22 protein-coding genes and 3 pseudogenes are annotated in these 26,462 nt (G+C 62.0%); 13 read left to right on the top strand and 12 right to left on the bottom strand.

What is annotated here, in order from left to right:
- Window positions 1-216: 216 nt before the first annotated feature.
- From BPHYT_RS27930 to tcuC, 4 genes are all read left to right on the top strand, one after another.
- Window positions 217-1,170: a LysR family transcriptional regulator gene (locus tag BPHYT_RS27930; protein WP_012427482.1), complete on the top strand. Its 954-nt coding sequence runs from the start codon at window positions 217-219 to the stop codon at window positions 1,168-1,170.
- Window positions 1,171-1,233: 63 nt separating this feature from the next.
- A complete protein-coding gene (gene tcuA, locus BPHYT_RS27925) occupies window positions 1,234-2,643 on the top strand; it encodes an FAD-dependent tricarballylate dehydrogenase TcuA (protein WP_012427481.1) in 1,410 nt (469 codons plus the stop codon).
- Window positions 2,630-3,844 (top strand): tricarballylate utilization 4Fe-4S protein TcuB, encoded by a 1,215-nt coding sequence (gene tcuB, locus BPHYT_RS27920; RefSeq protein ID WP_012427480.1) that lies wholly within the window; start codon window positions 2,630-2,632, stop codon window positions 3,842-3,844. Before tcuA ends, tcuB begins: the two co-directional genes overlap by 14 nt.
- 62 nt (window positions 3,845-3,906) lie before the next feature.
- Window positions 3,907-5,226, top strand: a complete 1,320-nt coding sequence (gene tcuC, locus BPHYT_RS27915; RefSeq protein WP_012427479.1) for an MFS transporter — start codon at window positions 3,907-3,909, stop codon at window positions 5,224-5,226.
- A gap of 58 nt (window positions 5,227-5,284) precedes the next feature.
- Here the strand turns inward: tcuC and BPHYT_RS27910 are convergent, their stop codons facing one another.
- The 5 genes from BPHYT_RS27910 to BPHYT_RS27900 form a co-directional block, all read right to left on the bottom strand.
- Window positions 5,285-6,073 carry a class II aldolase/adducin family protein gene (locus BPHYT_RS27910; protein ID WP_012427478.1) on the bottom strand — a complete coding sequence of 263 codons (789 nt, stop codon included), beginning with the start codon at window positions 6,071-6,073 and terminating at the stop codon, window positions 5,285-5,287.
- A 49-nt stretch (window positions 6,074-6,122) separates the two neighbouring features.
- The gene (locus tag BPHYT_RS27905) at window positions 6,123-7,430 is read right to left on the bottom strand and encodes an MFS transporter (protein WP_012427477.1); all 1,308 of its coding nucleotides are present in this window, start codon (window positions 7,428-7,430) and stop codon (window positions 6,123-6,125) included.
- A gap of 32 nt (window positions 7,431-7,462) precedes the next feature.
- A complete protein-coding gene (locus BPHYT_RS38820; RefSeq protein ID WP_012427476.1) occupies window positions 7,463-7,606 on the bottom strand; it encodes a hypothetical protein in 144 nt (47 codons plus the stop codon).
- The gene (locus BPHYT_RS38815; RefSeq protein ID WP_012427475.1) at window positions 7,603-7,776 is read right to left on the bottom strand and encodes a hypothetical protein; all 174 of its coding nucleotides are present in this window, start codon (window positions 7,774-7,776) and stop codon (window positions 7,603-7,605) included. The genes BPHYT_RS38820 and BPHYT_RS38815 overlap by 4 nt, the downstream gene beginning before the upstream one ends.
- Window positions 7,777-7,844: 68 nt before the next feature.
- The gene (locus tag BPHYT_RS27900) at window positions 7,845-8,834 is read right to left on the bottom strand and encodes a D-2-hydroxyacid dehydrogenase (protein WP_012427474.1); all 990 of its coding nucleotides are present in this window, start codon (window positions 8,832-8,834) and stop codon (window positions 7,845-7,847) included.
- A gap of 154 nt (window positions 8,835-8,988) precedes the next feature.
- Between BPHYT_RS27900 and BPHYT_RS27895 the strand changes: the two genes are divergently transcribed.
- On the top strand, window positions 8,989-9,450 hold the full coding sequence (locus BPHYT_RS27895; RefSeq protein ID WP_238535674.1) for an enoyl-CoA hydratase-related protein: 462 nt from the start codon (window positions 8,989-8,991) through the stop codon (window positions 9,448-9,450).
- Window positions 9,451-9,492: 42 nt separating this feature from the next.
- Complete coding sequence (locus tag BPHYT_RS37540) at window positions 9,493-9,858, top strand: enoyl-CoA hydratase-related protein (RefSeq protein WP_083772105.1); 366 nt, start codon at window positions 9,493-9,495, stop codon at window positions 9,856-9,858.
- On the opposite strand, the pseudogene BPHYT_RS39240 reads toward BPHYT_RS37540, so the two are convergent.
- A pseudogene (locus BPHYT_RS39240) lies at window positions 9,804-9,933 on the bottom strand (IS481 family transposase); the annotation flags it as partial. The gene BPHYT_RS37540 and the pseudogene BPHYT_RS39240 sit on opposite strands and share 55 nt — an antisense overlap.
- A 130-nt stretch (window positions 9,934-10,063) precedes the next feature.
- Between BPHYT_RS39240 and BPHYT_RS27885 the strand changes: the two are divergent.
- Window positions 10,064-10,366: pseudogene (locus tag BPHYT_RS27885) on the top strand (DDE-type integrase/transposase/recombinase); the annotation flags it as partial.
- On the opposite strand, the pseudogene BPHYT_RS39235 reads toward BPHYT_RS27885, so the two are convergent.
- From BPHYT_RS39235 to BPHYT_RS27875, 3 genes and pseudogenes are all read right to left on the bottom strand, one after another.
- A pseudogene (locus BPHYT_RS39235) lies at window positions 10,346-10,420 on the bottom strand (short-chain dehydrogenase); the annotation flags it as partial. The pseudogenes BPHYT_RS27885 and BPHYT_RS39235 overlap by 21 nt on opposite strands.
- 153 nt (window positions 10,421-10,573) lie before the next feature.
- Window positions 10,574-13,753 carry an EAL domain-containing protein gene (locus BPHYT_RS27880; protein ID WP_012427473.1) on the bottom strand — a complete coding sequence of 1,060 codons (3,180 nt, stop codon included), beginning with the start codon at window positions 13,751-13,753 and terminating at the stop codon, window positions 10,574-10,576.
- Between the two features lie 565 nt (window positions 13,754-14,318).
- Window positions 14,319-14,798, bottom strand: a complete 480-nt coding sequence (locus BPHYT_RS27875) for a CreA family protein (RefSeq protein ID WP_012427472.1) — start codon at window positions 14,796-14,798, stop codon at window positions 14,319-14,321.
- A gap of 260 nt (window positions 14,799-15,058) precedes the next feature.
- On the opposite strand from BPHYT_RS27875, the gene BPHYT_RS27870 reads away from it, so the two are divergent.
- From BPHYT_RS27870 to BPHYT_RS27850, 5 genes are all read left to right on the top strand, one after another.
- Window positions 15,059-15,544 carry a hypothetical protein gene (locus BPHYT_RS27870; protein WP_012427471.1) on the top strand — a complete coding sequence of 162 codons (486 nt, stop codon included), beginning with the start codon at window positions 15,059-15,061 and terminating at the stop codon, window positions 15,542-15,544.
- 54 nt (window positions 15,545-15,598) lie between these two features.
- Window positions 15,599-18,109, top strand: coding sequence for a cation-translocating P-type ATPase (locus BPHYT_RS27865; RefSeq protein WP_012427470.1), 2,511 nt, complete (start codon window positions 15,599-15,601; stop codon window positions 18,107-18,109).
- A gap of 34 nt (window positions 18,110-18,143) precedes the next feature.
- Window positions 18,144-18,764 carry a hypothetical protein gene (locus BPHYT_RS27860; protein WP_012427469.1) on the top strand — a complete coding sequence of 207 codons (621 nt, stop codon included), beginning with the start codon at window positions 18,144-18,146 and terminating at the stop codon, window positions 18,762-18,764.
- 427 nt (window positions 18,765-19,191) lie between these two features.
- On the top strand, window positions 19,192-19,494 hold the full coding sequence (locus tag BPHYT_RS38810) for a carboxymuconolactone decarboxylase family protein (RefSeq protein ID WP_049869317.1): 303 nt from the start codon (window positions 19,192-19,194) through the stop codon (window positions 19,492-19,494).
- A gap of 538 nt (window positions 19,495-20,032) precedes the next feature.
- A complete protein-coding gene (locus BPHYT_RS27850; RefSeq protein WP_012427466.1) occupies window positions 20,033-20,605 on the top strand; it encodes a hemerythrin domain-containing protein in 573 nt (190 codons plus the stop codon).
- Between the two features lie 58 nt (window positions 20,606-20,663).
- On the opposite strand, the gene BPHYT_RS27845 is transcribed toward BPHYT_RS27850, so the two are convergent.
- From BPHYT_RS27845 to BPHYT_RS27835, 3 genes are read right to left on the bottom strand one after another with little or no spacing between them, the layout of a single operon-like run.
- Complete coding sequence (locus BPHYT_RS27845; protein WP_012427465.1) at window positions 20,664-23,018, bottom strand: serine hydrolase; 2,355 nt, start codon at window positions 23,016-23,018, stop codon at window positions 20,664-20,666.
- A complete protein-coding gene (locus tag BPHYT_RS27840; RefSeq protein WP_012427464.1) occupies window positions 23,015-24,271 on the bottom strand; it encodes a putative glycoside hydrolase in 1,257 nt (418 codons plus the stop codon). Before BPHYT_RS27840 ends, BPHYT_RS27845 begins: the two co-directional genes overlap by 4 nt.
- Window positions 24,271-25,344 carry a polysaccharide deacetylase family protein gene (locus BPHYT_RS27835; protein WP_012427463.1) on the bottom strand — a complete coding sequence of 358 codons (1,074 nt, stop codon included), beginning with the start codon at window positions 25,342-25,344 and terminating at the stop codon, window positions 24,271-24,273. Before BPHYT_RS27835 ends, BPHYT_RS27840 begins: the two co-directional genes overlap by 1 nt.
- Before the next feature lie 127 nt (window positions 25,345-25,471).
- On the opposite strand from BPHYT_RS27835, the gene BPHYT_RS27830 reads away from it, so the two are divergent.
- Window positions 25,472-26,425, top strand: a complete 954-nt coding sequence (locus BPHYT_RS27830) for a universal stress protein (RefSeq protein WP_012427462.1) — start codon at window positions 25,472-25,474, stop codon at window positions 26,423-26,425.
- Window positions 26,426-26,462: the final 37 nt, after the last annotated feature.

The following is a 26,462-nucleotide window of genomic DNA, read 5'->3' as shown; positions in this document are numbered from 1 at the left end:
GAAGTGGCGGACGCCGGCTAATGTGGATGATTCGTGTTCGAGCGATGCCATGTTTGGATCGTTCGCTTGCCATAGTCGCCCCTTCGGACTAGCGTGTGGCGGTCGCAACGGGGGAGTCTGGATCCCGAACATCCGACTACAACTTCGCGCACAAGGGCAGGTCTCTCACTTGCCGCAGAGTTCCCGATACATTTCTACTCTCTGTCCAACGGCAAAATGGAACTCAGACAATTACGCTATTTTCTTAGCGTCGTGAAGCATGGAAGCATGGGCAAGGCAGCGCTGGAACTCGGCGTGGTCACATCGGCACTGAGTCAGCAGATCAGCCGGCTCGAAGGCGAACTGTCCACGCGTCTGCTGCAACGCACGTCCGCTGGCGTCGTGCCGACCGACGCGGGCCTCGCGTTCTGGCGTCAGGCGCAACTCGCCCTCCGTCACATCGACGATGCCGCGCTCGCCGCGCGCTCCGCTCGTCTGTCCGGTCACGTGAGCGTCGGTATGGCGCCGAGCACGGCGAGCGTGCTGGGCGTCGCGTTCATGAAGGCCATGCGCACGCGTTATCCCGAAGTGCGGCTGCACATGGTCGAAAGCCTCTCCGGCTATCTCGCCTCCATGCTGAGCGCGCGGCAGATCGATCTCGCCGTGCTGTTCCGCGAGGAGCCCGCGCAGAGCTTGAGCCTCATGCCGCTACTCGACGAACGCCTGTTCCTGATCGGCGCGGGTGAGCTCGACGGCATGCCCGTGGGCGCATCCGTGCGGCTGAAGAATCTCGGCCGGCTGCCGCTCATTCTGCCCAGTGGCGCGCATGGGTTGCGCTCGCTGCTGGCATCGGCGTTCAAACGTGCCGAACACGAGCCGAATATCGTCGCCGAAGTGGATGGCCTCGCGCTGCTGATGGACTTCGTGCGCAGCGGCTTGGGCGCGACCATTCAGCCGGGCGCGGCGCTCGCCCGGCCTGAGAACCTGGTCCTGACGAGCGTGCCCGTGGCGGAGAAGTACGCCACGCGGCCCAACCTGATCGCCAGCATCTCCGACGACGAACTCTCACCCGCAGGCCTCGCCGCCCGCGTCGTGCTCGCCGATGTCGTCCGTCAACTCGTGCAAGAAGGCCGCTGGCCCGGCGCGCGGCTGCGCGAGCCGGGGTCTTCACAAAAACTGAAGACCTCTTGACGGCGCGCTGGTAGCGAAGCGGGCACGAGACCCTTACGATGCGTCGGAAAGGAGACAAGTCTGATGGTCGATGTGCTCGTAATTGGAGGAGGCAATGCCGCGTTATGCGCCGCATTGATGGCGCGTGAAACCGGCGCGTCGGTCCTGCTGCTCGAATCGGCGCCCCGCGAATGGCGCGGCGGCAACTCGCAACACACGCGCAATTTGCGCTGCATGCATGACGCACCGCAAGACGTGCTCGTCGATGCCTACCCGGAAGAGGAGTTCTGGCAGGATTTGCTCAAGGTGACGGGCGGCATCACGAACGAGCATCTTGCGCGGTTGACCATTCGCGCGTCGTCATCGTGCCGTCCGTGGATGCAGAAGCACGGCGTGCGCTTCCAGCCGCCGCTGTCCGGCGCGCTGCACGTGGCGCGCACCAATGCATTTTTCATGGGCGGCGGCAAGGCGCTGGTCAACGCGTATTACCGCAGCGCGGAAGCGCTCGGCGTGGAAATCCGCTACGACACGCCCGTGGATTCGCTCGAGCTCGACGGCGGTCGCTTCATCGCGGCGCGCAGCGGCAAGCAGCGCTTCGAGGCGCGCGCCTGCGTGCTGGCGGCGGGCGGGTTCGAGTCGAATCGCGAATGGCTGCGCGAAGCGTGGGGGCAAAACGAGCGCGGCGAATGGCCCGCCGACAACTTCCTGATTCGCGGCACGCGCTTCAACAAGGGCGTGCTCATCAAGCATATGAGCGATGCCGGCGCGGACATGATCGGCGATCCGTCGCAGTCGCACTGCGTCGCCATCGATGCGCGCGCACCGTTGTATGACGGCGGCATCTGCACGCGCATCGACTGTGTATCGCTGGGCGTCGTGGTGAATCGCGATGCCGAGCGTTTCTACGATGAAGGCGAGGACTTCTGGCCCAAGCGCTATGCCATCTGGGGGCGGCTCGTCGCGCATCAGCCGGGGCAGACCGGGTATTCGATCATCGACTCGAAAGCCATCGGCCGGTTCATGCCGCCGGTGTTTCCGGGCGAGAAGGCCGACACGCTGCCGGAACTTGCGGGCAAGCTCGGGCTGCCGGAAGCGCGTTTCATGGAAACGCTCACGCGTTATAACGATGCCTGCCGCGTCGGCACCTTCGACCATACCGCGCTCGACGACTGCCATACCGAAGACCTGACGCCGCCGAAGACGCACTGGGCGCGCCGTATCGATACGCCGCCGTTCTATGGCTACGCGTTGCGGCCTGGCATCACGTTCACGTATCTCGGCCTGAAGACCAATGATCGCGCGCAGGTTCACTTCGGCGGCGAAGCCAGCGACAACCTGTTTGTGGCCGGCGAGATGATGGCGGGCAACGTGCTCGGCAAGGGCTATACGGCGGGTGTCGGCATGTCGATCGGCACGGCCTTCGGGCGCATTGCCGGGACCCAGGCGGCGCGCGTCGCACTCAACACAACGGAGGCAGCCAGTGCAGCAGTCTGACGTGCTCGCGCCCGACCGCACGCGTACTGCGTCGCCGGGCGAGGCGAACCACACCCCCCACGGCAGGACGGCGCGCGTGATTTCCATCGTGCCGATGAGCAGGAGCGAAACCGAAGTCGCGCGGCAGATGCAGATCTGCAACGCGTGCCGCTATTGCGAAGGCTTCTGCGCCGTCTTTCCGGCCATGACGCGGCGCCTCGAATTCGGCAAGGCGGACGTCAACTATCTGGCAAATCTCTGCCACAACTGCGGCGCGTGTTATCACGCGTGCCAGTATGCGCCGCCGCACGAGTTCGGCGTGAACGTGCCGAAGGCCATGGCTGAAGTGCGCCTGGAAACGTACACCGAATACGCGTTTCCGGCGTCGTTCGGCGCGCTGTACAAGCGCAACGGGCTAACGTTGTCGGTGGCATTGTCGGCGGGGCTCGCGCTGTTCCTGCTGTTGGGCACGGCGTTGCACGGCCGCTTGTCGGGCGATGTCGCGCCGGCGAACTTCTACGCCATCTTCCCGCACAACCTGCTGGCCGCGATGTTCGGCATCGTGTTCCTGTTCGCCATTCTTGCGCTCGGTGTGGGCGTCACGCGTTTCTGGCGCGACGTGGCGGCGGGAACGACGAGCGCGAGCGCGCCTGCGGTCGCAGAAGCGGTGAAAAATGCGCTGACGCTGAAGTATCTCGATGGCGGCCACGGCGATGGCTGCAACGAAAATAACGACGCCTTCACGCTCGCTCGACGCCGGTTTCATCACTTGACGTTTTATGGCTTCGTGCTGTGCTTCGCCGCCACTGCCGTCGCGACGGTCTATCACTATGCGTTCAAGCTGGAAGCGCCGTATCCGTTGTTCAGCGTGCCGGTGCTGTTGGGCACGGCGGGGGGCATCGGATTGATCGTGGGTCCAGCGGGACTGTTGTGGCTGAACCTGAACCGCGTGCCTGAACGGGGCGATGCCCGTCAGCGTCCGATGGACCGCGGTTTCATTGCACTGCTTTTGCTGACGAGCGCGTCCGGTCTTGCGCTGCTCGCATTCCGCACGACGTCGGCCATGCCGTCGCTGCTCGCGGTGCATCTGGGCATTGTGATGGCATTGTTCGCAACACTGCCCTACGGCAAGTTCGCACACGGCGTATTCCGTTCGGCGGCGCTGCTCAAATCGTCTATAGAGAGACGGCAGCACAACACACTGAGCGTCGGTTCGGACTAGCATCGACAGGGCGCCGCGGGCGTCCTTCCGCATAGATACATAGACAAGAAGCAGGAGACGCAATGAACCCCACAGAACCGATCGCCGCGACGTCAAGCGTTTCGCGCTCGACGCGCGCGGCCGCCGTGCTGCGCGTGACCAGCGGCAACTTCCTCGAACAGTTCGATTTCTTTCTGTTCGGCTTTTACGCAACCTTTATTTCGAAAATCTTCTTTCCTTCGACCAGCGAATTCGCCTCGTTGATGCTCACCTTCGCCGTGTTCGGCGCGGGCTTTCTCATGCGTCCTCTCGGCGCGATCTTTCTCGGCGCGTATATCGACAAAGTGGGGCGGCGCATGGGGCTGATCGTCACGCTGTCGATCATGGCGAGCGGCACCGTTCTGATCGCGTGCGTGCCGGGCTATGCGAGCATCGGCCTGCTTGCGCCTGCGCTCGTATTGCTCGGCCGGCTGCTGCAGGGCTTCTCGGCGGGCGCGGAACTGGGCGGCGTGTCGGTCTATCTCGCGGAGATGGCGACGCCCGGCAACAGGGGCTTTTACACGAGCTGGCAGTCGGCGAGCCAGCAGGTTGCCATCGTCATGGCAGCGGCCATTGGCTATGGCCTGAACGAGTGGCTTTCCGCGCAGCAGATCGGGGCGTGGGGCTGGCGCGTGCCGTTCCTCATTGGCTGCGCGATCGTGCCGTTCCTGTTCATGCTGCGCCGTTCGCTGCAAGAAACGGCCGCGTTCGAGGCGCGGCAGCATCATCCGCAGGCGCGTGAAATCTTTTCGATGCTGCTTGCCAACTGGCGCATCGTCATCGGTGGCATGTTGCTGACGGCGATGACCACTACGACGTTCTATCTCATTACCGTCTATACGCCGACCTTCGGCAGGTCAGTGCTGAAGCTGTCCACGGCGGATAGCCTCATGGTGACGCTGCTCGTGGCCGTATCGAACTTCGTCTGGCTGCCCATTGGCGGCGCGGTGTCCGACCGCATTGGCCGCAAGCCGCTGTTGCTCGCCGTTTCGGTGCTGGCGATCTTCACCGCGTATCCGGCGCTGTCGTGGCTCGCCGATGCACCGAGCTTCGCACGCATGTTGATCGTGCTGCTATGGTTCTCGTTCTTCTTCGGCATGTACAACGGCGCAATGGTCGCCGCGCTGACCGAAGTGATGCCGGCCGAAGTGCGGGTCGCGGGTTTCTCGCTGGCATTCAGTCTGGCGACGGCAGTCTTCGGCGGATTTACGCCGGCAGTGTCCACGTATCTTATTCAGGTAACGCATGACAAGGCCGCGCCCGGTTACTGGCTGAGCTTCGCTGCGCTCTGCGGCTTGTGCGCGACGCTCGGGCTATACCGCCGCCGCGCGAGCAGCAGCGCGTCGGCGGCGTCGTCCGCCTGATAGCGATTGCATCGTCGCGTTTTCAGGAAGCCCGGCTTCGCGCCGGGCTTTCGCGCTTTCAGTCGCGATAAGATGGATCGATGCGATCCAGCTTGCGCAGCAACGCAGGCCATTCCATCAAGCCGTACGGGCGGCGCGTCTGTGGTTGATAGTTCATGTATGTTTCTTCGAGCACGTCGCGCGGAACCGGATTCAGTTCGGTATTGCACGCCATGGCTGCGAGTTGCGTCCTGCAAGATAACTCCAGCCGATGCATGGCGTTGAACGCTTCGGGAATGGTCTTGCCGACGGTAAGCAGGCCGTGATTGCGCAGAATGAGCGCATTGTTCTCGCCAAGATCGCGCAACAGCGACTCACGCTCGGAGACATCCAGCACCACGCCGCAGTAATCGTGATAGCCGATCTTGTAGAAGCGCATGGAAGTCTGCGTGAGCGGCAGCAGCCCGCACTTAAGCGCCGACACGGCCATGCCCGGCCAGCTATGCGTATGGATCACACATTCGAGTTCGGGCTTCGCCTCGTGAATCGCGCCGTGAATCACGTATCCCGCGCGGTTGATGCCGTAGTCCGCGCCAACGAACGCCGGCTTGCTGAGAATGTTTCCGTCGATATCGATCTTGATCAGGCTCGATGCTGTGACTTCCTCGTACAGCATGCCGTAAGCATTGATCAGATACGAGCCTTCTTCGCCCGGCACGCACGCCGAGATATGGTTGGCGGCCATGTCGGACATGCCGTATAGCGCTATCAGCCGGTAGCATGCAGCGAGGTCGACGCGCATTTTCCATTCGGCTTCCGAGCATTGCTCGAACATCGATGGAATGGAGAATTCGGGAAGCTTGGTCATTCGAAATTCCTCATCAAAAGGTGATCGGAAAGAGCAGGGCGCGCGCCGCTTACGACTCCATTTTCATGTCGCTGCTGCGCAGGCTCAAAGTGGCGATCAGCGTGCAGCCGATGCATGCCGACGCATACAGATAGAAACCGCTTTCATGGCCGATGCTCTTGAACCAGAGCCCGGCATAACTGGCCGTGCCGCCGAATACAGCCGTCGCGATGGCATACGGTACGCCCACGCCCAGCGCTCGCAGCCGAGCGGGAAACAGTTGGGCCTTCATAACGGAGCACACGGACGTGTAGCCGGAGACGATCATCAGTGCAAGCGCGAGCAGCAGGAATGCAGTTGTTGCGCTATGTGTGTGCGCGAGCGCCGTCAGCAGCGGCCAGGTGCCGAACGTGCCGCCAATACCGAACCACAACAACAGCGGGCGTCGCCCGATACGATCCGACAGCGCGCCGAAGAACGGCTGCACAACCATGAACAGCGTTAGCGTAGACAGCGAAAGCCACGCGCTCGTCTGTGCGCTCAACCCGACTGTATTCACGAGGTAGTTGTGCATATAGACCGTGTAGGTGAAGAACGCGAGCGTGCCGCCCGTGGTCAGCCCGAACACGAGCAGAACGGGCCGCCAGTGCTCGCGCAACGCCGACAGCGACACGCCGCGCTTGTCCTTCTCATCGAGCGCGCGGAAGTCCGGGGTTTCATCGATATTGCGACGCACCCACCACGCCACTAGCGCGAGTGCCGCGCCGGTGATGAACGGCACGCGCCAGCCCCAGTCGATCAGTTCCGCACGCGGAATCAGCGCCTGCAACACGACCTGCACGAGCGTGGCGAGCAACTGGCCGAGAATCAGCGTGACGTAGTGGAAGCTGCTGTAGAAGCCGCGATGACCGGGCCGTGCGATTTCGCTGAGATACACCGAACTCGCGCCGTACTCGCCGCCGAGCGAAAAGCCCTGTACGAGCCGCGCGAGCAACAACACGAGCGGCGCGGCCATGCCGATCTGCGGGTAGGTGGGACACAGGCCGATGGCGAGTGAGCCCGCGCACATGAGGATGACGGACAGCGTGAGGGCGGAGCGGCGTCCGCGCCGATCGGCATAGAGGCCGATTAGCCAGCTTCCGACCGGCCGCAGCAGAAAGCCGATGGCGAAGATCGCCGCCGTCGAAAGTAACTGAATGGTGCGGTTCTCACGCGGAAAGAACGAAGCCGCGAAGAAAATGGAAAAAGTCGTATAAACGTGAAAGTCGTACCACTCGATCAGATTGCCGATGGAGCCGCCCGCAATCGAGCGCAGCGCGCTGCGGCGACGTAATGGACGCGTGGCAGCGTCGAGTTCGGCGGGTGTCGTTTCGTGCATGGTGTCTCCTTTTATTCTGAATTGAATATGCCTCAGTCTCGATTGCGCGCCGACAGCGACGCACCCTGGCGCAGCAGGCGCGCCGGGAATGTCACCAGCAACACGACCGCGCCGCATGCGATCACCGTGCCCAGCAGCGCGAGTCCCATGCCCAAGCCCTCCACGCTGCGGCTCATCCAGCCAGCGCGGCAGTGCTCAATGCGCCGCTGAGCGAGCCGATCACGTTGAGGTGCGCGATGCCCGCCGCTGCGAAGCCTTTCGGCAGATAGATCGCGCGTTTCCGCGTCTCGTCTGCCAAGGAGTTCGCTGTGCCCGGCGACACGGGTGTAGCGAAGCTGAAGCTCATCTCTAGTCCCTGTGGTCAGCCGGGCTCGCGGGCCGCCTTGTATTGGGGAGCGGCGTGCGGTCGCCGCTTCAGCGCGCAAGGTTGAGCAGCGGTTCGCCTCGCTGCCAGCGCGCGAGGTTGTCGAGCCAGATGCGGCCGACCGCTGCGTACTGACTGTCCGACTGTCCCGCCATATGCGGCGTGAGAATGACGTTCGGCATATCCCATAGGGGCGATGCCGCGCTCAGTGGTTCCTGCTCGAACACGTCGAGATAAGCGCCCGCCAGCGCACCGCTACGCAGCGCGGTGATCAGATCCGCTTCGACCACGACTTCCCCGCGCGCGACATTCACAAGATGCGCCTGCTTCGGCAGACGTGCCAGACGGCTTGCATCGACGAGCTTCGTCGTCTGCGGCGTGAGCGGGCAGGCAAGCACAAGCCAGTCGGCGCGCGGCAACACGTCGTCTAGCATCGAGTAATCAATGAAGCCTTCGCCCTGTGCCTCGCGGCGTACGACGATCACGCTCATTTCCAGCGCATCGAGCAGGCGGGCGAGCCGTTGACCGATGGCGCCGTAGCCTACGATCACGGCGGTCTGACCGGCCAGGTCGCGCGGAGCGGCATCGAGCAGCAAGGGACGCCATGCGCGTTCGCGCTGCGCTTCATGCAGCAACGGCAGGCGGCGCGCAAGCGCCAGCAGACCGGCAAGCGCAGCATGCGCAACCGTGCGCGCGTTCGCGCCGGAGGACGACGTCACCTGCACGCCGCGTTGCCGCAGTTCGACGAAGATCGGACGATCGACGCCCGCGGAATGCGCATGCACCCAGCGGAGATTCGGCGCGACGCGCAGTGTGTCGTAGAAGTGGCGGGTTTCCGGCATCAGGTCGTGCTTGGTCGAGCGGCCCGTCACGTCGCGGCTCACGAACGCGATTTGCGCCTCGGCGCCTGACGCATCGCCGGGCGACAGCAGGCGGAAAGGCGTCGCGCCGAGCGTGCGCGCGATCTCGCTGTCGAAGTGGCGCGCGGCCACATCTGAGAGAAGAATGTTCAGGGCCCGCATTGTCTCCATCACCGTCATGTCGTTGAGTTAAGTGGCGCGCCGGGCTATCTGGAATGGGAAAGGCCGGTGCGCCACGACATCATTTTGATCCAAACCAAGGCACGTGTTGAGCCGTTTGGTGTAGGCACCGTTTCCAAAATCGGAAAGCTCGGGCATCTGCGTGAACTAACCTGTGTCAGCCAGTAAGCGTGCCGGTTCCGTACTGGCCACGGTGTGCGACATTCGCATCGCTGCGAACAATGCACGTTTTGGCACGCCTGAGATCAATGTCGGCCGCTGCGGTGGTGCGGCTCATCACGGCCGCCTTATTCCGCAGGGCGCGCTGCGTCGAATGTATTTCACGGGCGAACCGATCGGAGCGCAGGAAGCGTTCCGGCTGGGACTGATCGATGAAGTCGTCGAGCCCGAAAACTTGATGCCCACGGCGCTGAAACTCGCAGCGAAGATCGCCGCCAAAAGCCCGCATGGATTACGTTACGCAAAGCAGGCGCTGAACGACATCGAATCAATGCCGCTCGAGGCCGCGTACGAGCACGAGCAGGGGTACAGCACGAAACTCATGTACACCGAGGATGCGCGTGAAGCGACGCGGGCATCAGTAGAGAAGCGCCCGCCGGTCTTCAAGGGCCGATAACCTACTGGCAATGAGGCACTTACGAACACCTCGGATTCGGGTATCGCAGAAGTCGTAATTTGCGAGCGTCCCGAGCCCTCGGTCGCCGTCATTCGCATCGATTGCCCCGAGCGTCGCAACGCGCTCTGTCTTGAAGTAAAACGACAACTTGATGAGGCGTTTGTCGCAGCGGAGGCTGACCCAGATGCGCGTGTGATCGTGCTAACCGGAGGCGAGTCGTTCTTCGTCGGTGGCACCGACATTGGCGAAACGCTGCACATGACTTCGGGCGAACACACGGCGAACGATACGGGCCGCGTCTTCCGCACGATCAACTTATGTCGCAAGCCTGTGTGCGATTCAGAGACATCGTTTCACTTTCTTGAATACCGTTTTGTTGGCGCGCTTGAATTCGTGGCTCCGGCATGAGACGCGAGTTCAAGCGCGCCGGTGATGTTTGGCAAGGGTCTTGTCGACTCGCCATTCGCGATGCCGGATTCTCTTTCTCGTCGGGTGAAAACTGGCCGCCGAACATCCCCCGCGATTGCGAGAACTTGCTGAACTTCTCTCGGTACTCGGCGTCGGCTGCGATTCGCGTGAACAATTCCACCCATAAACGCCCGTTGTCCGATGCCGGATCGGCGCCCGCTTCGCGCATCGGGTCAAGGGGGCTCGCCGCAAGCCGGGCTCGACGTGACACCTTGACGGGATGTTCGTGACGCTGCGCGGTGAGCCCTGGCTGCTATGGCGTGCAGTCGATGAGCACGGCATTGACCTCGACATCCTGCTTCAGAATCGCCGCGACAAGACTGCGGCCAAACGCTTCTTCCAACGGGTGTTAGCGGGCTGCACTGCAGTGCCGAAGAAAATCGTCACCAACCAGTTGCGGAGCTATCCGGCCGCGAAAGCTGAGATCCAGTCCCAGCTTCGTGTGGAACGGCGTCGCGATGGGACCCGGACTGACGGCGTTGACGCGGATGCCTCGCGGCGCGTCGTTTGAGCTTGTACTCAACGGAGACTCCTTGCAGCGTGTCAGGTCGTTGTAGGTTGCGATGTGGGAGTCGCGGTGGTCGCGCTGCAAAATCGAGCCGGAGCCGCTCAGGTTCGAGTGCCTCTTCGCAAAAGAAAACAGGGGCATGCGCGCTCACGCTACCATGCGCATGCTGCTCCACGAACCCAGATCGGCAGGCGACAGCGACGGGGAGAACAGGAAACCCTGTAACTCGTCGCAACCGATGTTGCGCAGGATCTGCGCCTGATGCTCGCTCTCAACCCCCTCCGCGACCACTCGTAACCCGAGTTCGTGCCCGAGTTCGATGATCGCGCGAATGATCGCGAGATCGGCCGGCGCGTCGAGCATGTCTTTCACGAACGCCCGGTCGATCTTGAGGCGATCCAGCGGAAACCGGTTCAGATAGCTGAGGCTCGAGTAACCGACGCCGAAATCGTCGAGCGATAGCTTGATGCCAAGCTTGCGGATGCCGGCCACCGTCGATTCATAATGCTCCGCGCTATCCATCAGCACCGTCTCGGTGATCTCGAGTTCGAGCCGTTCGGGGGCGACGCGATTGCGCTCGAGACTGGTTGCGAGCATGCCGATCAGGTTCGGGTCGCGCAACTGGATCGCGGACACGTTGATCGACACGCGTAGCGGGGCGAGGCCTTCGTCGTTCCACTCCGCAATCTGGCGGCACGCTTGTTCTATCACCCACGCGCCCATCGAGATGATCAGCCGGCTTTCTTCCGCGATCGGAATAAATTCCGCGGGCGACACCTTGCCGAGCCGCGGGTTGTGCCAGCGCAGCAGCCCTTCCACGGCGACCAGTTCGCCGGTGCGGGCGTCGATGCACGGCTGATACTCCAGCCGGAACTCGTCCATCGCAATCGCGTTGCGCAAAGACGCCTCAAGCTGCGCCCGGTGAAGCGCGCGTTCGGCCATGTCAGGGGTGAAGAACTTGACGAGGTTGCGGCCAGCGCCTTTGGCCTGATACATGGCGGCATCGGCATTCTGCATCAGCGTCTCGATGTCCTCGCCATCGTCGGGGAACAGCGCGACGCCGACACTGCACGACACCGGCAGCGCCATGCCATCGAGTTCATGCGGTTGACGCATCAGCGGCAGCAGACGGTCCTCGATGGTGCGGCCGACCTCGGCCGCGCCGCTGACGCCGTTGAGGATGATCGTGAACTCGTCGCCGCTGAGGCGGCTCACGGTATCGTCGGCGCGCACGGCCCGAACGAGACGCCTCGACACCGAGCGCAACAGGCTGTCGCCAATGTGATGACCCAGCGAATCGTTGACGTGCTTGAAACGGTCCAGATCGATGAACAGCACGGCGACGCGGTGATCCGCGACGCGGGCGTGATCGAGTACCGCACGCAGGCGCTTCATGAACAGCGCGCGGTTCGGTAATTCGGTCAGGAGGTCATGTTCGGCGAGGAACTGAATGCGAGCTTCGCTCTTCTTTCGATCGGTGATGTCGATCAACGTGCAGATGTAGTGCGAAAGGCTCGCGCGCCGGTCGCGCACGGCGCTAATCATCAGCCACGCCGGGTAATCGCTCCCCGCGCGCCGCCGCACGTTTGCTTCGCCATGCCACGCGCTCTGACGATCCACCGAATCGATCACGGCCGCGAGCAGGTCGCCCTGCACGTGCGCGCCGCTAAGGAAGGCGGGCTCCTTACCTGCGACATCGTCGGCGCGATAGCCGGTGGCCCGATAGAACGACGCGTTCGCGGTCACGAGGCGTCGCTGTGCGTCGAGAATCAGAATGGCTTCCGACGATGCCTCGAACACCTTGCCCCACAATTCGAGGCGCTGCTCCATCGACTTGATCTGGTTGATCGGTGTGAATGCGGTCAATACCGCATCACGTCCCTGAAAGGCGAGTCTTCGCGCCGACAGCATCGCCCAGCTGGGTTCGTTGCTGGCTTTCCAGCGCACCTCGAATTCGTCGACGGCATCGCGGTCCGACAGTTGCTGGAAAAAGCGCGCCCGGACCTCGGAGTCGAGCCCGTAGCCCCACGGGTCGACCGTGCAGCCGTTGAGCCACGCAAGTGCCGGGCGGTTCGCATGCAACACCTCATGGCCCGGGATCGCCGTGACCACCATCGGCACGGGCGTCGCCTCCACCAGCGCGTATTGGGCGGCGGACGCGCGAGCCGTTGCCGCGAGCTCCTTCTGTATGTCGCGTTCGCGGCCGAGCTGCGCGAGCATGTCGTTAAAGCCGCGCACGAGTCGGCCAATCTCATCCTGACTGTGCCAGTCTGCACGCAATGAGTGGTCGCCGGTCCGGCGCACGGTATCCATCACGCGCGCGAGCTCGCGCAGCGGTCGGGAGATTTGCTGGGCGACCGCATATACCATGCTCAGGATCGCGCACAGCAAGAACAGGGCAGTGCCAAGGTGCAGCCACATGCGTTCAAAAAGGCCGCGCACGCGCTCATGCAGCAGCCGTTCGAGCTGACTGCTGGTGATGCTCCATGCGTCGCTGACGCTTATCACCACGCGCTGTTGGGCGGCATCGAGCGTCGCGAGTTCGGGCACGTCGCCACCGGCGTCGACCGCTGCGCCGGCCACGCGCCGATATGAATCGATGGCGGCGAGCAGTCGTTCTATAGACGGACCGATCGTGCGGGTCAGCGTGCCGTTCGCGGCCGAGGCCTCCGCGTAGTCCGAACGCAGACCCTGTAAAACCGCATCGAGTTGCCCTTCGAGTACCAGGTAGCGGGTGCGCATCTCGTCGCGGCCCATCGGCACAGTGCGCGATTTCGCACCGGCGTCGTGGAGATGACGGCCTATCCGGTCGACGTCGCTGAGCAGTTCCGGATAGCGCAGAATCGACAGAGACATTGCATAGTAGCTGTCGAGGTCGGGGTCCAGAATCAGGTTCGACTGGTTACCGACCCGTGTCACCAGTGCACGGGTCGCTTCGAGTCCACCGTCGAGCGTCGCGGCATCCGCATGCGGCGACGCGCTGGCGAGGAGCGCGTCGCGTACCCGTTGATTGAGTGCCGCACTTTGCATGTGCTCCCCGAACCTGCGCTCTGCGTCGGCGAGCTTGCCGGCGGTCTGCTGCAATTGCGCCGCGCTTTGCTGGCGCCCGGCCCCGGCGAGTGCGAAACCGGTCAGCGCGTCTTGCGCGGCCGCGATATACGCGTTGCCGACCAACTCCTTGTCGGAGAAGTCGATCGCGATGTACTTTTCGTGGATCAGAATGCCGCTAATGAACACCACCGCGCTCAGGTCGAGCAGATAGATCAGCAGCAGCTTGCGGCCTACGCGCAGACGTCCGAGCAGGTGGACGAGCAGATTGCGTTTCATGGCCGCGGTTGCCGGGTTGGAAAGCTGTCGCGCGGGGTGCGGTAGGCGAGGCGTGTCACTGCGTTTCTCCGGTGCAGAAGCGTCGGACCCGAGCGGGTCCGACGGCGGGAGAGAAGGTCCCTGATCACGCTATCGACTGGTCAAAAAACTTCTTTAGCTTTTACTTAAAATGCCCTGCGGCGGTGCCGGAAATGCGACACACCGGTGCGCAAATGATCGCTGCATGTGCACGCGCGCCGGGATCCTGTCGAGCAGAAGGGATCGAGTCGCCGGGACAGGTGTGGTGCCGGCATTGCTCACTTGCCGAGACTGACGCGGCACGAAAGCAGGTTAGCGTTTGACTATCGATGCCTTCGGATGCGCGTAAAAACTTCCTTGAAATAGTGGCCTTGGCGGCCGACGGTTGCGAGCAAGCGATGAGCGACTGGCCCGGCACCGAACGGGCTTGCGATGACCGGCAAACGTCGGCGCTGGACCTACACGCGTGGCACTGCCCACGCTCAGCTTCCACGTGGATCAGCAGTTGTGATCCCGGCGTTCCGGCCAGATTGGCGCGAACATTTGCCTATCTGGTGGGCATCCTGGGACCTGCTGGCAACCGTATTACGTCGATGCGGCCCGGCAAGTCACCCGCAACCTCGTCTTCGTTGTACGTGAAATAGACAAGCGAGTGACGTTCAGCGTCCAGTACCCGGATTATATGGAGCGAGTCGAAGGCTGGATCTGACTCGGCCGTGAATACCTGCGCCTGCTTGGGAACAGTTTCGGCAATGCGGATGTTGCCGGTCTGATGGCAGGAAGCAGTTTGGTCTGCCCCATGGGTAACGCGTCCGCTTCCCAGTGCGCCGTCGGACTGCGACTCCGATACGTAGCAGGTCACGCCGCTTACGAGAGGATCTTCGTAAGCGGAAATGGCGATGTAAGAACCATATCGCTGGGTATGCGTTTCGATCGTCGCCAGATCCCTGGCTACGACAACGGAGGACACAAATATCAGAAGTGCACCCGGGATGCCCCACCGCCCTGGAATCAGCTTGATCACCATCCACCTCCGGGTATCCGACAGTCAGATCTTCGGCCGAGCAGCACCGCAATAAGGATCGCTGACTTCAGGCTATTTCACCCGGAAGTCCGCTGCTTGATGTACGTCAACGCCTGCGAGTTCGCCTGGCGTCATTCTGAAAGTGGATACGTTGCCCGCGCTGGGCATCTGGCGGCAGCGGTTTGACCGCGCCTGGTCGAGGCGCCAAAAAACCACAGCTTCGGTCGCCTGCTTTGCCGAAAGTTCACATATCGAGAATTGCCATGTTCAGGAACGCCCGTCTTTCCCAGCTTCTTTCCCTGTTTCTACTTTTCCTTGTCTGCATCTGTGCAAACAGTCCTGCGCTCGCACAATCGGTACCGCAACCTGCTTCGAAAAACGGCGTCTCCTACATAACCGGCGGTGTGGGCGAAGACGAAGTTCAGGCATTTCGCGCCGCAGCGTCGAGCTACAACCTTCGCATGACGTTCGCGTCGAAGACAGGCAACTATCTGTCCGACATCGACGTAACGATCACGTCGGGCGCCGGGCGACCCGTCCTGTCCGTTCGTACAGAGGGCCCGTTCCTGTTTGTCCGGCTACCGGCAGGGCGCTACCAGATTGGAGCGCAAACGCGTCACGTCACGGAAACCAGAAAGATCCAGGTGCCCGCACATGGTGGCGCCGATTTACGTTTCTACTGGGAAGATCCGGATCGTCACGGAGTCCTGCGCATCTGTAGAAGCTGTCCGAATGCGGCTCGTCCATAAGCGTTCCTAAGCGTCCCATTCCGTTACTCAATCTGCTTACTGATCGGCGCCACAATGCAGACGAGTTCCGTTCAATCCGTTCCGGACATAAGCTCTGGCCACATCGGATCGGCACCGCCGCTCGCGCACGCCGAGAGGAAGCGTGGACTGTCGAGCCGGCAGGTGGAGGAGTCGCGCGCCCGCTTCGGTCGAAACATCGTGGACTCAAAGGTTCGCCGCACCTGGTGGCAAACGCTGGGAGAGGGGCTCCGTGAGCCCATGTTTCTTCTACTCCTCGGCGCAACCGGCATCTATTTTCTGCTTGGAGATGTGTCGGAGGCGCTCGCGCTTCTCGCGTTTGTCGCCGCAATTGTCTTTCTGACGGTCTTTCAAAGCCATCGTACGGCGCGGGTGCTCGACTCTCTTCGCGAGCTGTCCGCGCCCCGTGCGCAAGTACTGCGGGACGGGCAGCGGCAACTCGTTGCCGCCGCCGAACTGGTGCCGGGCGACCTGGTTTTCGTCCGGGAAGGCGCGCGTGTGCCGGCCGACGGTTCAGTGACGGAGGCTCACGAACTGAGCGTAGACGAGTCGCTACTGACAGGCGAGTCCGTTTCGGTGAGCAAGTCCGTGGCACGAGCCGATGCACGTGCAGAGGAGGATCCTGGCGGACAGCTTATTTTCGGGTCGATGGTGGTGCAGGGTCAGGGGCAGATGATCGTGACGGCGACGGGGGCGAATACGAAGCTTGGTCGCATTGGCAAGTCGTTGACCGGCATTACGGAAGCCCGCTCGCCGCTGCAACTGGAAACGAGAACCTTCGTCAATCGCTTTACGTTGGCCGCGATCATACTGTGTCTGCTGCTCGTCGTGGCCTATCGCTTGCGCTCCGGGGAATGGCTTCCGGGCGTGCTCGCGGGAATCACGCTGGCCATGGGGATTCTTCCCGAAGAGATTCCGGTGATACTGACCGTTTTCATGGCACTTGGGGCTCGCCGAATCGCCAGTGAAGGCGTGCTGACACGCCGTATGAGCGCCATCGAAACGCTCGGCCAGACCTCGGTGCTGTGCGTCGACAAGACGGGCACATTGACGCAAAACCGCATGTCCGTGCGCGTGCTGTCTGCGCAAGGAAAACGGCAGGTCATCGATCCGACGACGCAACGGATCGACGAGGCGTATCACGAACTCATCGAGTATCTGGTGCTCGCCAGCGAAATCGAACCGATCGATCCAATGGAGCGGGCATTTCACGAAACAGGCCGGGTTGAACTCGCCGGCACCGGACGGCTCCACGACGACTGGTCCCTGGTTCATGAATACGCGCTGACACCGGAATTGCCGGCCATGTCCCACGCATGGCACGCGCCTGAACTCGATCATCACGCCGTGGCCTGCAAGGGCGCGCCAGAAGCGGTCTGTGCCTTGTGTCGTCTGGACGAACGGGATACGCAGACTGTTCTTGATGAGGCGGCGCAAATGGCGTCGGGTGGACTGCGGGTGCTTGGGGTGGCCAAGGCACGGCACTCACATTCCGGCTGGCCGGAAAAGCAGCACGACTTCGAGTTCTCTTTCGTAGGGCTGGCCGGGTTGCTGGATCCGGTCCGGCCAGAGGCCGCGGGCGCTATCGCCGCATGCCAGGCCGCCGGCATCCGTGTGGTGATGATTACCGGCGATTATCCGTCGACGGCGCGGGCTATTGCGACTGAAGTCGGTATCGACGGCACGCGGATCGTGACTGGCCAGGAAGTGGCTGCGATGAATGACGCGCGGCTTCGCGAGGCCATAACGAACGTGGACGTGTTTGCACGTGTCAAGCCAGAGCAAAAATTGCGGCTCGTCAATGCGTTCAGGGAAAGTGATCAGGTGGTGGCGATGACGGGCGACGGTGTAAACGACGCGCCCGCGCTTAAGGCGGCGCACATCGGCATTGCGATGGGACTGCGCGGCGCCGAAGTCGCGCGCGAGGTGGCATCGCTGGTCTTGCTGCGTGACGACTTCGCGCCGATCGTGTCGGCGATCCGACTAGGAAGACATATTTACGTCAATCTCCTGCAGGCAATCAGCTATACGGTCGCTGTTCATATTCCGATGATCGCCGCAGCCATGATTCCGGTTTTCGTCGGCTGGCCTCCGTTGCTCGCGCCCGTTCATATCGTCTTTCTCGAGCTGATTATCAACCCCGTCTGCTCGATCGTGTTCGAGAACGAGCCGGAACGCGAGAACCTGATGCATATGCCACCGCGCCGTGCCGGCGCGCGTCTTCTGTCGAACAGCACATTGGGAAAAGCGGCAATGGCGGGCGCGTTAGCCGCCATGCTGATGCTCGGTCTGTATGCAGCCTTGCTGAGCCTCAGCTACGACCTTACTTTCTCACGCACAGTGTCGTTCATGGCGCTCGTGGCGTGTAATGTGGCTTTGATCTTCGTGATCCGCTTACTTCCTCAGCCGCGGGCCTATGCACGCGCACGACAGCGGAATCGCTACCTCTGGGTTGTACTAGGTGTCGTTGGCACGGGGCTTCTGCTTCTCATGACCGTACCCGCCCTGGCGCGGCTGTTCGGACTGGTCGCGTTGCTAAGCGCCTGAAGCCGCAGATAGAAGGAAAACCGGAGATGTTTCTGTGATCATGATGGCGCTACTCTTCGCAGCCATTTTGCTGCTCAACGTCATTCCGGCCTTCGCCCCTCCCACGTGGATGGCGATGTCGTGGATAGGATTCAACCAGCCAGATCAGAACCCCTTGCTGCTTGCCGTAATTGCCGCCTGTGCGGCCACGATGGGGCGTCTGATTCTTGCGCGATGTTCCACATGGCTCGTACGCGGTCATCTAATGCGTGAGGCCGACCGGCAAAACATTGATGTCGTGAAGGTCTGGCTGGAAAAGAGGAAAGCGGTGACTGCCGGTGCGCTGCTGCTGTATGCATTCAGTCCATTTCCATCGAACTATCTGTTCATCGCATACGGGCTTACGAGGCTAAGACTGTGGTTAATCGGCGTGCCTTTCTTCTTCGGACGCCTCGCGAGCTACGCGGTCTGGACACATTTCGCACAGGTCGCACACTCGTATCTGGACCCGGAACTGGATCTCGATGGAGGATACCTGGGAGCCTACTTCGTTCTCACCCAGTTGGCACTCCTGTCCCTCGTCTTCGTCGTGGTGCGGATCGACTGGAGCGTTGCACTTAGCGAGCACAGGCTCCGCTTCAGGCGCCCCAAGCGGGGCAAAAATGCCCATACTTGACTAGCGCCGCTGAACTGTCGCTTGCATCACCCAGGCGGGCGCATGGAGTCCCAGGGGCAGATCAGCTTGTATCCCCGGTAAATCGAACAGCACGATCGACGACGTAGACGGCTCTGCTGCGCACGAACTAAAGGCGTCTCGGCTCAATAACTCGATTGCATATGTGCATCGGTTGGGCGCGTTGAAGGACGCTTTCACGCGCTAGAGGATTATTGATGTACCTCAATGTCGCGGTATCTGTCTGATCTACTCTGAGATGGAAGGACAGTTTCGCCGCTTATGCCCTCAACTATTTGGCAGTAGGCGGACCGCAGCGGATGAGCGCGGAGATAGTCAGATATGGCAATCGCCGCTGATTATGCGAGACCGGCAATGTACGCCAGGCGGAGCACTATTCCCGCAGGCAAGTCGCAGGAGGAGTATCGCGATGAATATCGACTCACTCGAACGGGCGCTTGCATCCGGCGCAGAGCCCTTGAAGTTGCAGAAACTCATCGCACTCGGTATCGCGATCGCACTTCGCGAGGACACATGTATCGCCCATCATGTGGCGGATGCCATAAGTGCAGGCGCAACGAGCAGCGAACTTTTCGACGCGGTGAACGTTGCGGTAGCCATAGGTGGCGGCCCAACGGCTTCTTACGGTCGCCGCCTGCGTCAGGCTACTAGGCAAATTGAAGCCGGTGAATATCTACTGGAACCGGCTGTTCCCGTCGCTGTACGTTCATGACTTGTTGAAGTCGCGTCGTTGTTGCTGACTGAGGGATATGGAGAGACCTGAGTTGCCGAGCAGCTGCCCAATGAACGCAAGAGGTGATGGTCGGCGATGATCTCGCAAGAACACGCGAAATGATGAGGCGGGACACTTTGGTCGGCCCCATCTTGTCTGTGCACGCCTGAACGGGCAATCCAATGGTTACTCCCCTGTAGAGTCGCCGCTCTGGTTGCCGTCCTGGGACCCTGTTGTCACTGGTGTTGTCGAGGTGAGACGGACAATTGACGAGTTTGAACATGCGTACGGCGTAAGCAACTGGAGAGTGGTTGAAGACGGCTACGAAATCATAAGCGAAGTACATGGAGACGTATGAGACAGAATGCTCCACATTGGGCAACTACGTTGCGATTGGTTGCGCAGTTGCGAACCAACGCATTGCATGTGATCTACTCCCGCATTAATCGGCGCGTGGTCTGCCTGACGCTGGGCAACGAGCCGCGCTTCAATTGTTTGATTGCTTTCTCGTCGGGTATCTACAGCAGAGGAGATTGAAATGTCTGCATGGGGGCGGCGAGGCGCCGTTGAGGTGATTCTGAGAGAGCATGAGCAGTTGGCGACTGTGAACCGGGGAATGCAGGAGTTCGTCAGCACGCTGGAAATAGGGAGTGGTACACAGGACCTCGTCATACTCCGAGCCATGCTTTATTACATCCGCGAATATCCGCAGCAGGTTCATCATCCGAAAGAGGATCGGTTCCTTTTTGTCCGGTTGCGGGAACGTACGCATGAACTCGATGAGGTCATCGACAAACTCGAAGGCCAACATGTTCAGGGTGATATACAGGTACGGAAACTGGAACACGCGCTGACTCGTTACGAGTTGGGCGGAGGCACTACGTGCGCGTCGCTCAAGTGTCTGGTGGATGAGTACGCAAATTTCTCGTCTGATCACAGGCGAATGGAGGAAGATCTGATCTTGCCCGCTGCCCGGCGATTTCTCACGAAAGATGACTGGGACGAACTCGACGCTGCGTTCGGTGCGAACCGCGACCCGTTTGACGGAGTCAAGCTTGAAGAAGATTTGGATAAGCTGTTCAATATGATTGTCACGACTGTGCCACGGTAGCGATTCACCCCCCGCGGTTCTTGTGGTGCCAATCCAAAGCGGGCCGGACTTCTGGCAGTCAATAGCGCAAATACTTTTCCCGCAACGGTGCGAAGGCGTTATTCTCAGCCGTCGCGATACGCTCGATCTGATCGAGGCTTGCCCCATCGCGCAGTGCCTGCCACACTGCGCCCGAACCGATTGCATCGCGTGTGGCGTCTACATCGAAGCGCCCGGGGTAAAGCGCGTGCAGTGCTACGGCCAGACCGAGACCCAGACGTCCGACGCCCGCTGCCGAAGCGTTCGCGTCACGCACGATCCGCACACCGTGGCATAAGCGGCCGCGCCACGTCGACTCGGTTGGCACGAAGTCGACGGCTTCGAAACGTGCCCCCAGGTGGAGCGCATTCAGTGCGGTCGCAAGCTCCGCTGCGTTGATCCATGGCGCGCCGACCACTTCGAACGGCATGGGCGTGCCGCGGCCTACGCTGACATTGGCGGCTTCGATCATCGCGACTTCCGGATATCGGTCAACTTGCGCGAGTGTCCGCAGATTGGGCGACAGTGGCACCCAACCTAATCCCGTATCTGCAAAACGCATCGAGCGCTGATAATTGATCATGAGGACGACGCGCAGATCGGCGCCGACTTGGTGCTCGCGATTGAAGAGCGCCGCCAGCTCGCCGACCGTTAGTCCTGGCTGAAGCGGGAGCGCAAAGTAACCGGTGAAGGATTCATGGCCTTCGTCGAGCACCGGACCGCCGAAACGGTCTGCGCCCAGAGGATTCGGACGATCGAGCACGAACAGCGGAATGCCTCGAGCGGCCGCGGCTTCGAGCGCGTAGCCGAGTGTGGTTTCGTAGGTGAAAAAGCGCACGCCCGCATCCTGAATGTCGAAGACAAGCGCGTCGATGCCTTCAAGTGAAGCTGCGGGGAAAGAGCGCATGCTGCCGTAGAGACTGTGCACAACCAGGCCGGTCGCCGGATCGAGTGAATCGCCGATGGGTTCGTCAACGTCGGAGTTCAGGCCGTGCTCCGGCGAGAAAAGGGCCGCGAGTGTCACCCCTGGTGCGCGAGCGAGCACGTCGATTGTGCGCCTGCCTGTCGCGTCGAAGCCCGTACGGTTAGTCACAAGACCGATGCGTAGGCCGGTCAGGGGTGCGAACTGCCGGTCCTCGAGCACGTCGAGGCCACTTTTCACAGGCCCCGTGGCAGTCGGCAACTGACTTGCGGCGGCTATGGCGGGTGCGGCGGCGGGTAACACTGCACGAATGTCGGCCGGTGTGAGTGGGGGCGCCTGACTGGCCATCACGGCGATGATCTGCGCGCGCAGTGGCCCCGCGTCGCCTTTGTCGTCTGGGTGAACGCGGTTCGTGAGAATCACGGCGAAACGGCGCGTGATGAAATCCACCCAGATTCCGGTGCCGGTGTAGCCGGTATGTTCAATCGCGCCCACAGGTGGTAGCCGGTCGCGGTCCGACACTAGCGGACTCGTCAGCGCCCAGCCAAGACCGCGCCAGGGCGTGGCCGATAACGGTGACGCGGCAACCGCCAATGTGGCGATAGTCGACGCAGAGAGAATGCGTACCGGCGGCGTTGCCGTACTGAGGCCGCCATTGAGCAGCATCTGGGCGAAACGGGCGAGATCCCCGGCCGTTGAAAAGAGCCCCGCGTTGCCGGCGACGCCCTGCATCCACGTGGCCAGCGGATCATGCACTTTACCGCGGCGGCCCGCCGTGGTGGCGGCGCTGCGCGCCGCGTGTTCCGGGTCGGGACGGAAGCCGGTGTCCCGCATGCCGAGTGGAACGAAGATGTGCTCGGCGCAATATATATCAAGCGGCTGATGCGTTATTCGTTCGACAAGCTCGCCGAGCACAGCGAAGTTCAGATCGCTGTAAATCACACGCTCACCAGGCGCTGCGTATAGCCGCTGCTGCGCGATCTCGTTCAGCACGCCCACACGTCCATCGCTGGCAGGCCGCGATTTCAGATCCGCCTGCAGGCCGGAAGTATGCGCGAGCAACTGCCGCACCGTCACCGCCTGCTTGCCGCGCGCGGCGAACTCCGGCCAGTAGCGCATGACGGGCGCATCGAGTTGTATGCGCCCCGCGTCGACCAGCTGCATGATTGCCGTCGTGGTCGCGATTACTTTGGTCAATGAGGCAAGATCGAACACCGTGTCGACGGTCATCGCCTCCTGATGCGGCTCGATCATGCGCCGGCCGAAAGCCTGGCGATATTGAACTTCGTTTGCGTCACCCGTTATTACCACTGCGCCAGGCAGACGGCCTGCTTCGATCTGCCCCGTGACGATGCGCGCAAATTCAGCGCGTGTTCGAGCGTCTGGCGGTGCGGCCCGCGTGTCGGCCACCGGATGCAGCAGTGCGATTGCCACCACCACATGCACGATGGCCCGCAGTGGCCGGCCTCTCATTGCGGAAGATCTGCAGGGTCGTAGCGATTGCGCGGGTTCCATAGCATCCATCCGTCGCTGCCGACGGCATCAGCGGCAGCGGTCTGCGCGCGGATTTGCGCGGCGTCGAATTCCCGGTGGTCGAACGCATAGTCGCGGAATGCCTGCAACCATGGGCGAAACCGCACGCCTGGCAAGTGCGTGCGCCGCACTGCCTCGGCAAGCGAGCGGCGCACAATCTGGCCGGGATCCGTTACTGGATTGGTACAGCCCGGCAGTCCCCACGTGAAGCCGGAGGGATATAGCATCGGCGAGATGTAGTCGAGCGGTGCGCCGAGCAGCTCGATCTGTTGCCCGATCGCGGTGTCGTCCAGGTTCCAGCAGACGTAGCCGAAGATATCCGCCGCGACAAAGACGTTGTAGGGCGCGAGGCGCGCTCGTGCCGCCTGCAAAAAACCTACGATCGCCGCTGTGCGATTGACTCGCGTGTTGGCTTGAGAGAAGTGAAGGCCGCTTGCATCGGGAAAGCGGACATAGTCGAACTGGATTTCGTCGAAGCCCATTTTTGCGGCTTCCTCAGCGACGTCGAGATTGTGCTGCCACACCTCGCGCGAAAAAGGATCGAGCCACTGCAAATGCTCGCGGTCGCGCCACGGTTGACCGCCCGCATCGCGCACGGTCCAGGCCGGATGAGCATCGGCAAGCGGGTCGTCCTTGAACACGACGATCCGTGCAATCAGGTAAAGATGCCGGCGATGAAACTCGGCGAGAAGTGCCGGGAAGTCCCGCACCAATGGCTCGCGGCGAGGTAGCCGCGCCGAAGCGCCGGCCGCGTCGCGGGCGGCGCTGTGATAAGGCGTGAGACCACGGTCGCCCTTGACGTCGATCACCAGTGCGTTGATCGGCGTGGTTTGCGTAAGCGCGAGCGCCTCCTCGCGCAACGTCGGGCTTGCGACGCCATATACCGACAGGTACACGGCTTTGGGGCGAAACGGCGTGAGCTTGAGCGTCAACGGCGTCTCGCCGGTCACATCGGCTTGCGTGCGCAGATAGCCGGGCGCCCGGGCGCCGACGCTGGAGACGGACGAGTCGAACTCGAACTGCCCGTCGACATCGGCTTGCTGTACGCCGGCAGTCGTTGTAACGAGCGCGTGCGCTACGGGTTTGGCGGTGGCCGCGTCGATCACGATGCCCGTTGCGGCGCCGGCCGTCACGCCCGTCGACAGAATGGTCAGCGCGACAGCGACATGGCGCAGGAAGGGAAGTGTGCGCATTATCGGTCGCCACCGCTATCCGAGCTCAATCCGGGCTGTGGCGACGGCTCGCCGAGCAGATGCGCGAGACCTGTGACACCGTAAGAATCGACCATCAGGAAGCGCGGCAACGCGAGCATGCGCGAGTGCCGATAAACGCTGCCCGGTTCCAGTGAAAAAGCGGCTATATAGCCCTCTCCGGCAGCCAGAGCCATCAGTTCGTCGTCGCAAATGCCGAATGGCCAGGCCAGCAGGTCGACCCGGCCGCCGACCTCCGCTTCGATGCGCTGCCGCGACAGGTCGAGCTGTGACCGCACGAAATGCTGGAAGTCGGCGGCCGAGCGATGGCGCCGTTCGATATTGAAATTGGGATGCCAGTATGTGTGCGACTGGACGTCGAATAGACCGGTCTGCTTAAGCTTGCGCACCTGATCCCACGTGAGCGCATACGAAGCGTTCGAAATCGCAGAAGGGTAGATGAAGAGCGTGATTGGCAGATGCTCCTGCTGCGCAATCGGCAGAAGCTCGTTGAAGACGGACTGGTGGCCGTCGTCGACAGTCAGGACAATCGGCCGCGGCGGCAGTTTTGTGGAAGGATCGGTCAACCAGCTCACGACTTGCCGCAGCGGTACCACCTGATAACCGCGCTCACGCAGAAATCGCAACTGTGCATTGAACGTCGAGACGCGCACGGTCATGGAATCGTTCACGGAGGAGGCGAAGCGGTGGTAGACGAGTATGGGAACCCGTTGAGGCGGCGTCTGCGCGTGCACACCAAATGTGAATGCCAGCCAGGATAGGCCGGCCAACAGTATGCCGATGCATCGACTGCGCAAGCAGGTGCGGCGGCCGGTGAAAGTGAGCAGCATGAAACTCCCTTGTGATGGCTGGTGCGCTTTGCTGTCCTCTGAATCAAATTCACATGCTCGACCCAGCATAGAGGCGAACACCGATCGCCAATTGATCCCCGTCAAGCGCATGGGATACGGATCGCCTGGATTGCGCAACCGCAGGCAGACTTTCAGGAAGTCGGATGAAATTTGATTGCGCGCAGGCTTGAGTTGCATCAACTCTTTCTGGGCATTGAGCGCCATGCTATGAATGCGCTGCGCGTCCCCGCACGGTGTCTAGACGCCGCAGCGATTGCCGCGTCATGTCTCGCCGCGCAGTGCGGGTGCAGGCATTGACCGGGCGAATGCAACTTTCAGATGGAGGTCGATCATGAACAGTCCACACGCCGGCGGCGACGCGAGATGCGCTATCGGACGAGTCTTCCTCGCCGTCGACAATTCACCGGAATCGGCGCGTGCGGCGGCCTATGTGCGCCACATGACGCTGCCCGGCGCCCGGATCCGGATTGCAAGCGTGGCGGAAAACCCTCGCGTGATGCTACCGCTTACGTCGGCGACGGATGCCGAGTTGCAGCTTGCGCGCGACGAACTTGCCCGCGATGCCGGCGAAGCCGTGGCACGCGCGAGAGCGCTGTTCGCGGACGCCGGGATCGAGGTGGAGTCGGGCGTGATCGAGATCTCGAGGCAAGGCGGCTACACCGCCAATGCGTTGATCGATGCCGCGGCCGAATGGAAGGCTGACCTGCTCGTAGTGGGAGCGCGTCAGCATCACGGCATGCTGCGCTGGATCGAAGGAACCGTCTCGGAATTTGTCACGACTGCGGCGCCGTGTTCGATCCTCGTTGTGCCTGCCAGCTACGAGGCTGAGATCCAGCTATCGCCGCGCCGGATGCTGTTCGCGCTGGACGGAAGCGCCGCCTCACTAGATGCTTTGCACTTCGGACTGCAACTGGCAACGCCGGAGTGCCACCTCCGCGCGATCTACGTAATAGACCGTGGCGCCCGCCTGACTGATCTCGCGCCGATGCGTGACATCGTGGAAGCCTTTGTGGAAGAAGGGAACGTGGTCCTGGCTGCGGCAGCACGGGTGTTTGCCGACTTGCCCAATGCCTCGGAGACCGCGTTCGTCGAAACAGCAAAATCGCGCGACGACGTATCCCACGCGATCGTCCGTGATGCCCGGCAATGGGGCGCCGACCTCATCGTGGTCGGCACCCACGGGCGACGCGGCGTCGCACGCTGGCTCCTCGGCAGCGTGGCGGCCCGCACCGCGCGCATCGTTCACACGCCGCTGCTGATGGCGCGGCCGGTACCCGAGGCTTGAACTGGCGACTATCCGTCGACGGCGCGAGCCATCGAGG

Source organism: Paraburkholderia phytofirmans PsJN (genome assembly GCF_000020125.1).
In the GTDB taxonomy this organism is placed as follows: domain Bacteria; phylum Pseudomonadota; class Gammaproteobacteria; order Burkholderiales; family Burkholderiaceae; genus Paraburkholderia; species Paraburkholderia phytofirmans.
This window is presented reverse-complemented; position numbering and strand designations above follow the sequence as displayed.